Raw genomic sequence first — 14,656 nt, forward strand, 5'->3', positions numbered from 1 at the left:
AGCGCCAGGTCAAGCATAGATCGCAAGGCGCTCCCGCCCTTGGATCGCCACCGCGGTCAGGATCACGCTGGCCTCGGGCAACGGCCCAGGGTGGCGCGCGCGGATGTAGTCCAGCGCCCGCTTGCCGGAGAAAAGCAGGGGCGTTGGCATCTCGTCCAGGATCGCGTCCAGTCCGTCAACGAGGAAGCCGTCCTCGTCGATGACCGTGAAAGACGGCAACCCGTATTGCGACACAAACCGGAAGACCGATAACGGGCCGAGCGTGGCCTCCATCTCGGCCCGCAGTCCCGGCAGTCGTTCCGGCGAGCAGAACGCAAGCGACGGCCTGCTTCCTGCGCCGGCAACCTGATAGCTGATCCGGCACGGGGCATGCTTGGTACATTTGTGAAATCCGGGATCTCTGCGGTCGAACGCCCGGCTGACCGCCTTCTTCGCCGCTCCTACGCCGGACGGGAACAGATCGGGGTAGAACGCGACAGCGTGCGCGCCGCCCAGCAAGAGGCCGGCTGCAGCCATTTTCTCCACGGCGCTCAGCTCAACCGCCAGTTCCGGCTTCTTCCCGCACCAATCCAGTTTGCCAACGCGGTCTGATAGCCACGCCGCAGGGTCCTGGACCAGATCAGGATCGTAGTAGGCAACGGTTGGTTCCCGGCCGTTGCCCGTTACGCGATACTCGACGGAATGGAGAGGTTGGGACAAATCGGAGGCATCTCCCGTCATTCTCCAATAAGATGTATTATATAGAGAATGACGGGAGATCGGCGTTTTTGTCCCAACCTCCGTTTCCCACCGCTGAAACGCAAGCTGCGCCGCATTGGGTGTGTCCCAGAGTGTCGGGTAAGCTGAAGCCGCATCGGTAGGGCTGGTCGGCGCTAATCCCCCCGCCGCAACCATCAGTCCGAGCGGCGACGGTTCCAGGTCCCGGTAGGAAATGACACTGTTGACCGGCATCGGAATGGGGCAGCCCACCATTGCCAGGATGTAAACGGGGTTGGTCTCCTTGCGGTTCACGCCGCGCCCTCGGCCGATGATCTGGACAATCTCCCCGACAACGATTTGCCAGCGGATCGCTTCACACATCGGGTCAGGATGCTGGTCTGCTTCGGCGGCCTGAGCGGTGCCGTCCGCCATCTCCCGTGCCCCGGACACGCGCGGATAGCGGCCTTCCAGCCGGTCCACCGCAGCGCCGGTCAGGCACTCGGCCATGTTCTCGACTGCCGCAGGCTGTGGCGATGTGCGGCCGACGACGGTCAGCGCCGCCACATCCCCCCATTCGTCGCGGCCGGCCACGGAGTTATGGTGTGCCAGTTCCAGGTTGCCCCGCAGCGGCCCGAAATCCGGCAACTGTTCCTCGATGTCCTTTTGCACCACCGCCAGCACGCGAGCGCGGGCGTATCTCAGCGCCTCTCGGTATAGGATCGCATGAACGCGGCGGACGTTGCGCGGATTGCTGACATGCTGTTTCGAGTAGCTCCGGTCCCCAACCTGGATAATGCGTTGGTGCGGCGCCTTCACCTGTATTTCTGCCGTCAATGTGAAGTTAGGCCAAAACTGGCGCAACAGTTCGGGCGCCATTGTCGCATCGAGCAGCAGCGTTGGAACTTGCCAGGCTTCGGCGATTTCGTGGCGCCCCTTGATGAGCAGAGTTCGAACAGTGCCTTCGGCTGTTGCGACGCTTCGAAGGGAAAGCCATCCCGATTTCTCCGGACCGTCGTCGGCTGCTAAGGCTGCCAGCGCTTTATGGACCGCGCTAAGGCGACTGATGGTCTTGTTCGGTGCGGCCTGCTCGGCGAGCGCCCTACGCTCGGCGGCGTCCATCCCTGGGCGCATGTCAACGTCGATCTTCCGTTCCCACTCAAGCTTGCTAGCCGCGACGGCGGAACGTGGGTCTATCCGGCCGGCAATGTCAGCCCGTGGCACAGGACCATCTCCAACCCGATCGAACGCAGCAGACAGCGCATCAAACTCTGTGCGCCGCTGGGATTGCAGTTCCCCGGTCGCCATCCAGTCGCCGGGGACCGTGGCATCTGAAAGCAGAGTATCGAGCGCCAACCGCAGCGGTGCGTCCCCGCTTGTATTTTCGGTTCCGTCGCGGTGGACGGGTGAGCCCTTGCCGAACAAGCCATCCGCCCACGGCGACTCGTCAATGATCAGCAACGCGACCTTGCCGAGTTCCCTGGGCTTCTGGTGAAACGGCAACTCATGCGCGACAAACCAGACGTTTGGTTTGGCCTCCCGCTGCCGCTGGAATTTGCAGATATCGAAAAGCGGGCATTTGATTTCGGTGCCGTCCTTCAGACGCTGAAAGCAGACCGCATGTTGCGGGTTCATCGTTGCTGCTTCAGCATCCTTCACCGCATCGATGTCACGGCACATCGGTTCGTCGCCAACGCTAGCATGGCGGCTGCGCCAGACGCGGGCGGTGAAACCGTGCGGGCCGATGATAGCACTCAATCGCTCCGCCTGTTCGTCGCCAAGCGCATGGGTCGGGACCGCAATTACTATCGTTCCGTCATCACCAGCGGCGCGGAGTCGTTGCAGCAGTTCTAGGATCAGCGGGCGAACCGCTGTTGACTTGCCAAGCCCAAGGTCCGCTTTGATGCCCTGAACCGGGGGCGGTCCGGCCGCCTTACGCCCATCAGCCCGTGACTGCGCCCTGATGTTGTCCAGGATGGCGCGATAGGCTTTCTTCGCCTCGTCGGGCACTTGCCTGGCAATGTGCTTGGCGTGTTCGCGCGCCTGCTTGGCGGCGCCCCTAGCGGCGTCCGCTGCCTCGCGGGTCTCCCTGGTCGCGGGACGAACTGAGCGTCTAGTGCGGGCTTCCAGCGAGGCCACACGGGCATCGTCCATTGCTCGACGCCTGGCGGCGATTTCCGCCGGGATGTCTGCGGCGGCAAGTAGCGTTTCCTTGCTCTGCTTGATCGCGGCGGCGTGCTTTTCGTGCCACGCCTCTGCTGCGGCGAAGAAGTCGCGCACCGGCTGCTTCAGCAGCTGCCGCGCTTCCTCAACACTGTGCCGAGTAGGTGCCTTGAAGTCGCGTAACAGCGCAGCGTCGATCCCGGCGTGGACCGCCTCGGCATCCAAAGCTTTGCGCACATACCACTCCAGCCAGGATCGCGTGTCGCGTATCCGACCTTTGATGTATCCAGCATCACGGGTGTGCCCCCGGGCCATCAGTTCCGCGTCTATCCGATCGAGGAGTGCCGCCTGATCGACCTTGCTTCCGTCCGCGCGGATTGCAGCCGCCAAGGCGGCTTTGATCGGGGCGTGGAACCCTCTGCCATCCGGGTATGCGGCGGGATCGCCCATCATATCCAGTGCCTCGTCGACGCTGGCGGCGACGAAGCCATGAGGGTTTCCCATCGCCCCGTAACTTGCTCCACGGTAGCCTGAAAGGTCCTCGGCGCGTGGCACCTCGACCTCATCGGCCCGGCCTGCTCTCACGCCGAACCGTCCCGGCAGGACATCAGGGACACCAAGCGGAAGGATTGGGGCAGCTGTGTAGATCGGCTGAACAATCGCAAACACCGAAGTATCGACCTTCGCACTGCCGAGCCAGTTCTTGAGTGCCTGGTTTGATGTTGGACGGGACAACCAAAACCACAGTCGGCATCGACCGCCCTTCTTGATGCCGTGTCCGCTGGTCAGCTGCCAGAAGCAAGAGACGTCCCTGAATTCTGGTGGCAGTTGCTCCAACGCGGCGTCGATGACGAACTCGATATCCCTGATCGGGTCTACGAAATCAGGCAGTTCGAAGCTATCGAGGTCACAGGCAACCCAACGGCGGTCCCGCGCTTCAAATGCAGCTTTCACCCCCTCGGCCGGCCGGTCATAAGCCAGCCGCCGGACTCCGTGGGGTTGCCGTGCTTCATCAATGAAGTCGGGCCTGATGCCGCCACGAATGGCGCATACCCTGGGATCGGATGCGACCTTGGTTAATTCGGCCGCAAGGCTATCTAAGCCGTCTACGAGATATTCCTTGGCGCGGACACGCGAGATGCCGCCGTAGTCGCGGACGATGCGCCACGTGCCGTCGGCGCCTCGGCCGAGGGTCTTCGTCAATACCGATTTCGATGGGCTGACCACTGTCAGCAGAACGATGCCGTCCAACGCAGCGGCGGATCGTTCAGTCTTGGAGGCGGCATCATCCCGATGCTGCGAATGATAAGTCACGCGTCTACTCCGAAGTTCGGTGTAAACGGACTAAAACGCTTGCAAGCTCAGGGGTGATTTGCTATAATGGCGCCGTTCTAGTTCGCCATCAGAGTGTCTTTACTGCCCTGGCCCAGTTTGCGTTTAGCCCGCAGACTGGGTTTCTCTTTTAAGCTGCCTGAAGACCCAGCATCCGAATGATTTCCGGCACCGCGTCGGCGTAAACATACCAGCGCCCCTTGGCGCTGTAAGCCCCGGGAAGCCGGGCGTCCGCAGCTAGCTCTTGGAGTTTCCTACGCCCTACGTTCGGCGCAGAGCCAATATACGTGGCGATTTCGGCGCACAGATCAGCCATCGCCAAGGTGCGACGGGGAAGAGTTATCGTTGACATTGTTGATCAATCCTCAAAAAGATCGATCGGATTGAACTTTGGGCTTGTCCCTCGCGCCGATTGTTGTATGGTCGACGTCGCTCTGAGGAATAGGCTTTGTCTTTCCGATCTAGACCGTCGCTCCCGGCAAGGAACGACGGTCTTTTCGGCTTGGCACGATACCTCGCCTATCTGGCAATTATAACATGTGCGTGAGGAGATTGCAACTCACTCCCCCACACCGGGTCGAAGGTGCTGTAATCGCATCGGTTCATTACGCTCGTTTGGTGAGGCTCCCCGACGCGCCCTGCACGAGGGAAGGCCACGACAACCGCGATCGCCTTGGCGCGCTCGTGTGCCGCTCGTAGAATCGAATGTCGTCCCGCAACAAGTGTCTGAGCCAAGCGACAAGTTTTGCATTACTCATCGCGTTACCTCGCTCTTCGGAGAGCGGCGTCACATTTTCCAGCCTATCCACGTTCAGCCGCATGCCGATCGCCGATGAGATTTGAGCGAAGAATTCGGGTCTTCGGTCATAGGCTCCTATCACATCAAACCGGCGCATGTCATAGCCGCCAAAATACGACCCACACATCAGCCGACGCATCAAAGGGACTTCCGCCAGCTCTAGTAGCGATAATCGCTCTCGCTTCACATACTCAAACAATCCGTGCCCGCAATATGGGGTCTCAAACAAGTTGCGCCAGAAATAGTGAATCGAAATCAAGTTCTCGACTGGTTCCCGAAGCATTACAATCCGAAAGGCCGTGGGTAGGAGATCATACTTGACGATTGGAAAGTGACCATGAACCGCGCGGAATGGCCCGATCGTGCGTGGGCGGTTGCATAGGAACCGATCCCTGTCTACCCAAAGGGGGTTCGATGGGTCTATCGGATCGCAATCATAGTCACAAAAAAGCCCGTCTTTTCCGCACGCCTCCGCCAGCTCAGACCGAACCGTCGTTCCGCTGGCTTTCGGAAAATGAACGGAGATCAGAGGTCGATCCATCTCACATGCCGTCATCGGTGACTGGTGCCTGGGTCTCGACCACATTGGGCAAGCCCGTATCCATTAGCGACCTAAAATTTGTAAAGATAAGCATCGGGTTTTACGCGACCGATGCGACGGCGGCGTTGAATTCGCGGCACCCGGCGAGCCAATCCAGTCTTCTTGGCAACGCCTCAGCGTAATGCGCTGCGTCAGGCGTAATGGCGTAGCGGGCGAACGTGACGGCGCTCGCTCTCCCCGCTCGTCGCGATCCATAGAGGCCGCCGGGTGCTGACGCTCCGGGCATAGCCCGGTTGCGTCCTGCAACGAACTGACAGGACGGTGACTAGGCAAAAATTGCCGTGAGGCGGCCGGTGCTTACCGGCTCATTGGCGATCGGTCGCACAACTCGGCGTGGTGGACCCGCTTGCGGCCCTCGTAACGGAGCGTGAAGGACAGGGCCTCGGCAATTTATCCGGTGTCGCAGGCCGGAGGTTCGGGGTATCGGGCATACCCGACACTGCTCACAGACTCGGAACGAATAAAGAACACATAACAGCCAAAGGTTAACGACACGGCTGATCGAAAGACTGTGACCTACAACCATAGGTAGTAATACGATGAACCGTGAGTGTGATGAACCGATACGACATCAGCCGAGACGAAAATGGTGGCTTTGTTGTCGAAATAAAATTTGGCGACGGGGGAACAGCCGTCGTACGCGGGTTCAGCACCGAGGAGGAGGCCGAGAAGTGGATTTACAAACGATGGGAGGAACAGGAACGAGAACGGCGGCGCTAAAAGACAAAACAGGCGCATCCCCTGCGAAAGGACGCGCCTGTAAGGTCAGCTCCTCCCCTCGAACCAAGGGAGACACCCGTGGGCTAAACCACAGCCGGTCCAGTCTGCATACGAATTCCTCGCATGACTTTGCAACGGAATAATTACGGCTACCCGCCGTTTCCCGTAACTGCTGGAGAGCGCCAATCGCGTCAAGCCCGGCTTCGGGCAGCCTGCGAACGGCCTCTGAGCCGCTAATCGGCCTGCCGCGGTAAGGAAGCAGCGTGCGTGACCCGTCATCGAGAGCGAGCACGTTATAAGCAGCGTCGATCCTCATGCCAAGCTGAAGCCACGCCAGTTGCGTCCACACCCCGGTTGGCTTCAGCCTGCCGGCTTTCCAGCATCTTATCGGGGGACTTATCAGGGGACGGTTCCATAGACTTCTAATATTTCCGCAAAATGCGCCCGCTCCTGGCGGAGAGACAGGGATTCGAACCCTGGGTACGCTTTCACGCACACACGCTTTCCAAGCGTGCGCCTTAAGCCGCTCGGCCATCTCTCCCGCACAGGGACCGCTGCAAAGCGCCATAGCATCACTCGGTACACAGGAAAACCCCGATCAGGCATCCATCTTGAGCGCTGCAAGAAACGCCGACTGCGGAATCTCCACCTTGCCGAACTGGCGCATCCGCTTCTTGCCTTCCTTCTGCTTCTCCAGCAGCTTGCGCTTTCTTGAAATATCACCGCCGTAACATTTCGCCGTCACGTCCTTGGACAGCGCGCTGATCGTCTCGCGTGCAACCACCCGGCTGCCGATCGCCGCCTGGATCGCGATCTTGAACAATTGCTTGGGGATCAGATCCTTGAGCCTGGCGCAAATCTGCCGACCGCGGTTCTCAGCCGCGGCACGGTGGGCGATGAACGACAGCGCATCGACCAGGTCGCCGTTCACCAATATAGAAATCCGCACCAGGTCGCTCTCGGCGTAGCCGTCCATCGCGTAATCGAAGCTGGCATAGCCGCGGGAGACCGATTTCAGCCGGTCGTAGAAGTCGAACACCACCTCGTTCAGCGGGATCCGATACACCGCCATCGCCCGGTTGCCGACATAGGTCAGATCCACCTGCTGGCCGCGCCGTTCGGTGCACAGGCCCAAAACGCTGCCCAAGTAGTCGTCCGGCACCATGATGGTAGCCTTGATCCAGGGTTCCTCGATGCGCTCGATCACCGACCCATCGGGCATGTCGACCGGGTTGTGCAGGTCCTGCATCTGCCCGTTGGTCTTGTAGATGTGGTAGACCACCGACGGCGCGGTGGCGATCAGTTCGAGGGCGAATTCGCGGGTCAGCCGCTCCTGGATGATCTCCAGGTGCAGCAGGCCGAGGAAGCCGCAGCGGAACCCGAACCCCAACGCGGCCGAGGTCTCCGGTTCGTAGTGGAAGCTGGCATCGTTCAGCCGCAGCTTGCCCAGGCTGTCGCGCAGCTTCTCGAAATCGTCGGCGTCGATCGGGTACAGCCCGCACCACACCACCGGGATCGACGGCTTGAACCCAGGCAGGGCCTGGCTCGCCGGCGTCCGATCGTCGGTAATCGTATCGCCGACGTTGCAGTCGGCCACGGTCTTGATGGCGGCCGTGATGAAGCCGATTTCGCCCGGCCCGAGGTCGTCGGTCGGCACCATCTTCGGGGTGAACACGCCGACCTGCTCGACCGAGTGGACGGCGCCCGAGGACATCATCCGGATCCGCTGGCCGCGCTTCATCCGTCCGTCCTTGATCCGCACCAGGATGACGACGCCGAGGTACTGGTCGTACCAGCTGTCCACCAGCAGCGCCTTCAGCGGGGCCGATCCGTCGCCGGTCGGCGCCGGCAGGCGGGCCACCAGCGCCTCCAGCACACCTTCGATGTTGAGCCCGGTCTTGGCACTGATTTCCACCGCGTCGGAGGTGTCGAGGCCGATCACGTCCTCGATCTGCTGCTTGACGCGTTCGGGTTCGGCCGCCGGCAGGTCGATCTTGTTGAGGATCGGCACGATTTCATGATTGGCCTCGATCGCCTGGTAGACGTTGGCCAGGGTCTGGGCTTCAACCCCCTGGGAGGCGTCAACCACCAGCAGGCTGCCCTCGCAGGCGGCCAGGCTGCGACTGACCTCGTAGGCGAAATCGACGTGGCCGGGGGTGTCCATCAGGTTCAGTTCGTAGGTCAGGCCGTCCTTGGCGGTGTAGCTCAGGCGGACGGTCTGCGCCTTGATGGTGATGCCGCGTTCCTTCTCCAGCTCCATGTTGTCCAGCACCTGGGCGGTCATTTCGCGTGCGGTCAGCCCGCCGGTGACCTGGATCAGCCGGTCGGCCAGGGTGGACTTGCCGTGGTCGATATGGGCAATGATCGAGAAATTGCGGATACGCTGAAGGGGGGTGTCGGTCATGGAGCTGCGAACCGGGACCTGCGCTGAACACCGGCTGCCGAGGCGGCGGCCGGTCGTGGCGCACAGATAGAGTGTCCGTCAGCCCGTGTCACCCATTGCCGTGGGCCGGCCGAAGCCGGGCGGGCGTGGCAGCCTTGCCAGCACACTGTCGATCCGCCCGCTGACCCGCCCCCTGGTTCGGCCGATCCGACCCACCGCGGCCAGCCGCCGATCGAGGAAGGCCAGCGTCGCGGCATCGTCCTCGGAGCCGTCGCGCAGCCAGTATAGCACGGTTGCGCCATAGACCGCGGCCAGGATCGCCCGTTTGGTGTACCAACTGAAATCCGCCGACCGGTCGCCGGCGGCGTGCCAGATGGCATCGACCGAACGGGCGGTGCAGCCGGCCGCCGCGCCGGCGTTGCCGGGCAGCGCCAGCACCGCCAGCGCCCGCCGGATGGCTTCCTTGTGCGGCCGGTTCTGTTGCAGGCGCAGCGCGATCACCGCGCGAACCCGCGCTGACAGTTTGGTTTCGGGCAGCGCCGCGGCGGCCTCGGCCATCCGCCGGTCGGCCAGGTCGCAGAACGTCTCGATCATGTCCACGCTGCCGAGGGGGAACAGCATGTCGGCCTCATCCGGGGCCATCCCGGCGTCGCGCACCCCGGCCCGCAGCGCCCGCTTGGTCCAGCCGTCGAACGGCACGTTCGGCAGCATCCCGGTGATCGCCTGGTCGCGTTCCGGCAGGCGTTCGGGGGCTTCGATCATCGGTCCGCTCCGGCTCGGTCGAGTTCGCTGGTGAAGCCGAAGTGGCGGAAATCGGTCATTCGCATCGGATACAGGATACCGTCCAAATGGTCGTACTCATGCTGAACGATTCGGGCGTGGAAGCCGGTCACCTGGCGCTCGATCACGTTGCCGTCGCAATCGGACCCGCGATAGCGGATGCGGGTTGCTCGCGGCACCGCGGCGCGCAGGTCGGGGATCGACAGGCAGCCCTCCCATCCCAGGGCGCGTTCATCCCCGAGCAATTCCACCTCGGGGTTGATCAGGACGGAGTTGGGCAGCGGGATATCGTCAGGGTCCTGGGTTTCCCGGCCGGGGGGGACGCGGAACACGAACAGGCGCAGCGGTTGATAGACCTGTGGGGCGGCCAAGCCGACGCCGGGCGCGTCTTCCATCGTCTGCATCATGTCGGCCACCAGGCGGCGGATATCGGGCGCGCCGGGATCGGCGACGGGGCGGCATTTTTGCATCAACACCGGGTGGCCCATCCGGGCGATTTTCAGAATGGCCATGTGCGCGTCGCGTCCTCGTCGGGGAGTATGGGCGGGCGAATATGGACTTGTAAGTATCCACGGCCATGTTATAGCGCCAGCCCCCGCGTCGGCGTGCTGAGGGCGGGGTATATTCGCGCACCCGATCGGCGGGGCGTTTTGGAAAGGAGTAGGCGGCCAAGTGCAAGTTCTCGTGCGTGACAACAACGTCGACCAAGCGCTGAAGGCGCTCAAAAAAAAGATGCAGCGGGAGGGGATTTTCCGCGAGATGAAGCTGCGGCGGCACTATGAGAAGCCGTCCGAGCGGCGGGCCCGCGAAGCGGCTGAGGCGGTGCGGCGCGCCAGGAAGCTGGAGCGCAAGCGGCTGGAGCGCGAGGGCTTTTAACCTCTCCGTCGGCTGACATTGGTCGCCGGCTGCGCCCGATAAAGCGGCGAACCCGGGCGGCCGCTCCGGCTGGTTCGAGGTTTTTTCGGCCGGTTCAAGGTTTAGTGGCACTTACGGCGACTGGATGCGTTCCCGGCGCCGTTTTGGCGTGTGCGCCGGGCGGAGATCTTGCCGAGGCGACATGACGGGGTGTAGCGTCCGGCAATTGGACCAATTGGCTGGGACATAAACCTGTGCTTGCGCCAGACCAAACCCGCCAGAACGCGGTGTTCGATCATCTTCGTAACAGCATCTTGACCGGAGCGTTACCAAGTGGCGGCCGCCTGCCGCCCAGCCGTTCGCTCGCCCAGGAACTCGGCGTCGCTCGACAGACAATCGTACTGGCCTATGAGCGCTTGGCGGCCGAGGGCTATGTCCGCGGCCGCACCGGCAGCGGCACCTATGTGGCGACGGATTTGCCGGATCAGGCCCCTGCCCCGGCCGCCACGCCGGTGCTTGCCGCCGCCGCGCTATCCGCCCGCGGCGCCATGCTGGCGGCGGTGCCGGTGTCGGCCAGCGCGCGCGATCCGGCGCTTGGGCTGTTGCTGGCCCCAGGGCTGCCGGCACCGGATCTGTTTCCGGTGAAGGCCTGGGCGCGTTGCGCGTCGCGGGTGATGCGGCCGCTGAGCGGCGAACTGTCCAGCTATCCGCCGCCGCAAGGCCTGCTGGTGTTGCGCGAACAGATCGCCGCCCATCTGGCCGCCACCCGCGGACTGGTGGCCGATCCCGGTTGCATCGTGGTGACCAGCGGCACGCAGCAGGCCTTGCGGATCGCGGCCGACCTGCTGCTGGACCCCGGCGATCCGGTCTGGGTCGAGGATCCGGGCTACATCGCCGGGCGCGGCGCACTGCTGGCCGCCGGTGCCGACCCGCAGCCGATCCCCAGCGACGCCGAGGGCATCGATGTCGCCGCCGGGGTGCGCATCGCCGCCAACGCCAGGCTGGCACTGGTTGCGCCGTCGCACGCCACGCCGCTGGGCGGTGCGCTGCCGATCGGGCGTCGGCTGGCGCTGCTGGATTGGGCTCGGCGGGGCGCTGCGTGGGTCCTGGAGGACGATTGCGATTCCGAGTTCCGCTGGGAGGGCAAGCCGCTGCCTCCATTGGCGACACTGGATAAGGCCGGGCAGGTGATCTACTGCGGCACCTTCAGCAAGACGCTGGCACCGACACTGCGGATCGGCTTCGCCATCGTGCCGCCGCCGCTGGTTGCCGCCTTCGTGCGGCTTCGTACCCTGACCGATCGCGGCACGGATGGATTCACCCAGGCCACGCTGGCGGAATTCATGCGCCAGGGCCTGCTTGCGCCGCATATCCGCAAGATGCGCACCGAATATGCCCGTCGCCGCGATGCCCTGCTGGAGGCGATGGGTCGCGTCGTGCGCCACGCGACCGCTCTGGCCGCCCCGGGCGGGCTGCACATGGTGGCGCGCCTGGATGGCGGCGTGGACGAGGCCGGCGCGGTACGGGCATGCCGAACGCGGGACCTGGCGGTGTCTCCGCTGCGGGCGTATTTTGCCGGGGAGGCGCGGATGAACGGGTTGGTGATCGGGTTCGCGGCGACACCGACCGCGATGGCGGGCGAGGTGGCGCGACGGTTGGAAGCGGCACTGGTGCATGCCGCTTCGGGCTGAGGCAGCGGAGCGACTGGCCGACGCCGCGGCGGTCTGCTTTTCAAGTGCCGGGAAATGCCGCATCGTCGCCTCCAGCGGGCGTTGACGGTGAAAGTCGCCGCTGGCGGGCGTTGACGGTGGGAGTCGCCGCTGGCGGCGTCGAAGCCGAAAGTTGCGGACGGCGATGGCTGCCGACATCAGGGAGACGGAAGCATGACGGATGTCCACCCGCAGGTGGCTCTGGCCCGAGCGCTGCATTCACTGGTGAAGCAGCAGGCTGACGAGGTCAACCGTCGCCGTGAACTGACCCCGCCGATCGTTGAGGCGCTGAAGCGAGGCGGATTTTTCCGCATGCTGCAGCCACGCTCGATCGGCGGGATGGAGCTGAAGCCGTCGGAGTTCGCCCGTGTCACCGAGGCGATCTCGGCCGCCGACGGGTCCACCGCATGGGTGGTGTGCCAGGGCAACGGCTGTTCGATGTCGGCCGCTTATCTGGACCCTGGCGTGGCCAGGGAGATCTTTGGGCCGGTGGACGGCATTCTGGCCTGGGGTCCGCCGGGCGGCCCGTCCGAGGCCGAGCCGGTGGCGGGCGGATACTGCATTTCCGGCACCTGGCGGTTCGCCAGCGGCAGCCAGAACGCCAGTTGGCTGGGGGCGCATATGAAGGTCGCGGGACGCAAGGAAATCCGCACCATGCTGTTTCCGAAATCCAGCGTCGAGATGGTCGACATCTGGCACACGCTGGGACTGCGCGGCACCGCGAGCAACCAGTACGTGGTCAAGGACCTGTTCGTGCCGGCAGAGCATAGCATGCTGCGCGACCAGGCGGTTGACCGGCGGGAGGACGGGCCGCTGTATCGGTTCAGCAGCAGCCAGCTTTACTCCGCCGGGTTCGCCGGGGTCGGGCTGGGGATCGCGCGCGGGCTGATCGACGCGTTCGTTGAACTGCCGGCTACCAAGATATCGCGCGGCGCCAGCAAGCCGATGCGGGAAAATAACGTCGTCCAGTCGCAACTGGCGCAGTCGGAGGCGAAGTGGCACTCGGCTCGGGCGTTCCTGCACCACACCCTGGACGAGATCCATGACCATGTGATCCAGCACGGCGAGATGACCGGACATCAGGCGGCGATGATGCGGCTGGCCTCGACCTGGGCGATCCAGCAATCGCGCGAGGCGGTGAACACGCTGTTTCACTGCGCCGGTTCGGCGGCGGTGTTCGAGGACCAGCCGTTTGAACGCCGGCTGCGCGACATTCACACGGTATCGCAACAGTCTCAGGGACGTCAGTTGCACTACGAATCGGTCGGGCAGATCATGCTGGGTCTTGCACCGGAGAACCAGTTCTAACAAGGAAACGAAGCCATGCCGGCACAGTCACTCAATCACTACACGATCAAGGTGCGCGATCTGGAGCGGACCAAGGATTTCTACCAGGACGTCGTCGGTCTGCGGGTGGGGGAGCGGCCGCCGCTGCCGTTTCCGGGCTATTGGCTGTATTGCGGCGATGTGCCGACGGTTCACCTGATCGGCCATCGGGACGAGGACCCGGTGATCGGCGACCACGCCTCGCAGCCGGCGGCGACCGGGCGGCTGGATCATATCGCGTTCTCCTGCAATGGCCTGACGGAGATGCGGTCGGATCTGCGATCGCGCGACATCAAGTTCGACGAGCGGGTGCTGCCGCGGTTGAACATGACGCAGTTGTTCTATCTCGATCCGGATGGCATCTCGGTGGAGTGCAATTTCGAGGCGACGGAGACCGAGGCGCGGGCCTAGCCGGTCAGGCGGTCGGCTGTTTGATCGAGGTGCGCCAGTGGATGCGATCCTGCTCTGGCGGGTAGTCGCCCGCGGCCTTGTGGTATGAGCAGCGGTTGTCCCAGATCACTACGTCGCCGACCTGCCATTTGTGCCGGTACTGGGCTTCGGGCTGGATCATCAGCGCGGTGAGCTCGTCGATTAGGGCATCGCTTTCCGCCGGTTCAGCGCCTTGTATATACAGGATCTTGCCGGGATCGAAGTAGAGCGAGCGGCGGTGGGTTTCGCCGTGGGTGCGGATGATCGGGTGGAACACCGGCGCACGGTCGCGGTCCTCGGGGTTGAGTAGCGCCTGGGCCTTGCGGCGGCCACCATAGGTGAAGGCGCCGGCGACACCGTCCAGACGGCGCCGCAAGCGTTCCGGCATGGCCTGGTAGGCGGCGTAGCCGCTGGCGAACAGCGTGTCGCCGCCGCTGTCGGGGATCGCCAGGGCGTAGAGCTGGGTGGCCTTGAAGGGGATCTCGTCATAGGCGCCGTCGGTATGCCAGCCCTCGGCGCCGCGGCGGTAAATTGCCTCGTTCAAAGATCCGTCGGGGTTGAATTTTCCGGTGCCCAGCACGGTGATCTCGGGCCGGTCGGCATGGCGCGTGGTTTTTGACGGGTGCGGCGGGACGATGCCGAAGCGGCGGCTGTAGGCGAGGAAGTCATCGATCGTCAGGTCCTGGGCGGTGACCACCAGGACGTTGTGGTCCAGCCAAGTCTGATAGATCTGTGCGAATCCGGCATCATCCAAGGTCCGCAGGTCCACGCCGGAGACTTCGGCGCCGACCTGGGGGGCGAGGGTACGTATCTGGACCATTCGCTGTTCCTCCTGCGGGGAAGGGAATGCCCTGCGCGGTGGA

Annotated in this window: 9 protein-coding genes and 1 tRNA gene; 4 read left to right on the plus strand and 6 right to left on the minus strand. The window is 63.7% G+C overall.

Features of this window, described 5'->3' with window-relative positions:
- Window positions 1-9: 9 nt before the first annotated feature.
- The 5 genes from ACQY4Y_RS05580 to def all read right to left on the minus strand — a co-directional run bounded on the left by ACQY4Y_RS05580 (window position 10) and on the right by def (window position 9,986).
- The gene (locus ACQY4Y_RS05580; protein ID WP_428489563.1) at window positions 10-4,173 is read right to left on the minus strand and encodes a hypothetical protein; all 4,164 of its coding nucleotides are present in this window, start codon (window positions 4,171-4,173) and stop codon (window positions 10-12) included.
- Window positions 4,174-6,762: 2,589 nt separating this feature from the next.
- A tRNA-Ser gene (locus ACQY4Y_RS05585) sits at window positions 6,763-6,852 on the minus strand.
- 57 nt (window positions 6,853-6,909) lie between these two features.
- Window positions 6,910-8,715 carry a translation elongation factor 4 gene (gene lepA / locus ACQY4Y_RS05590; RefSeq protein WP_428489564.1) on the minus strand — a complete coding sequence of 602 codons (1,806 nt, stop codon included), beginning with the start codon at window positions 8,713-8,715 and terminating at the stop codon, window positions 6,910-6,912.
- A 78-nt stretch (window positions 8,716-8,793) separates the two neighbouring features.
- Complete coding sequence (locus ACQY4Y_RS05595) at window positions 8,794-9,456, minus strand: COQ9 family protein (RefSeq protein WP_428489565.1); 663 nt, start codon at window positions 9,454-9,456, stop codon at window positions 8,794-8,796.
- On the minus strand, window positions 9,453-9,986 hold the full coding sequence (gene def, locus ACQY4Y_RS05600; protein ID WP_428489566.1) for a peptide deformylase: 534 nt from the start codon (window positions 9,984-9,986) through the stop codon (window positions 9,453-9,455). Before def ends, ACQY4Y_RS05595 begins: the two co-directional genes overlap by 4 nt.
- A gap of 160 nt (window positions 9,987-10,146) precedes the next feature.
- Here def and rpsU point away from each other — a divergent pair, with 160 nt between their 5' ends.
- The 4 genes from rpsU (at window position 10,147) to ACQY4Y_RS05620 (ending at window position 13,775) form a co-directional block, all read left to right on the plus strand.
- Entirely contained in the window at window positions 10,147-10,350 is a 204-nt protein-coding gene (rpsU, locus tag ACQY4Y_RS05605) for a 30S ribosomal protein S21 (protein ID WP_048860545.1), read from the plus strand.
- 233 nt (window positions 10,351-10,583) lie between these two features.
- The gene (locus ACQY4Y_RS05610) at window positions 10,584-12,020 is read left to right on the plus strand and encodes a PLP-dependent aminotransferase family protein (RefSeq protein WP_428489567.1); all 1,437 of its coding nucleotides are present in this window, start codon (window positions 10,584-10,586) and stop codon (window positions 12,018-12,020) included.
- Between the two features lie 192 nt (window positions 12,021-12,212).
- Window positions 12,213-13,346 carry an acyl-CoA dehydrogenase family protein gene (locus tag ACQY4Y_RS05615; RefSeq protein ID WP_428489568.1) on the plus strand — a complete coding sequence of 378 codons (1,134 nt, stop codon included), beginning with the start codon at window positions 12,213-12,215 and terminating at the stop codon, window positions 13,344-13,346.
- A gap of 15 nt (window positions 13,347-13,361) precedes the next feature.
- Window positions 13,362-13,775 carry a VOC family protein gene (locus tag ACQY4Y_RS05620; protein ID WP_428489569.1) on the plus strand — a complete coding sequence of 138 codons (414 nt, stop codon included), beginning with the start codon at window positions 13,362-13,364 and terminating at the stop codon, window positions 13,773-13,775.
- Between the two features lie 4 nt (window positions 13,776-13,779).
- On the opposite strand, the gene ACQY4Y_RS05625 is transcribed toward ACQY4Y_RS05620, so the two are convergent.
- Window positions 13,780-14,613 carry a TauD/TfdA dioxygenase family protein gene (locus ACQY4Y_RS05625; protein ID WP_428489570.1) on the minus strand — a complete coding sequence of 278 codons (834 nt, stop codon included), beginning with the start codon at window positions 14,611-14,613 and terminating at the stop codon, window positions 13,780-13,782.
- Between the last annotated feature and the right edge of the window lie 43 nt (window positions 14,614-14,656).

The organism is Rhodopila sp., assembly GCF_965277165.1.
In the GTDB taxonomy this organism is placed as follows: domain Bacteria; phylum Pseudomonadota; class Alphaproteobacteria; order Acetobacterales; family Acetobacteraceae; genus Rhodopila.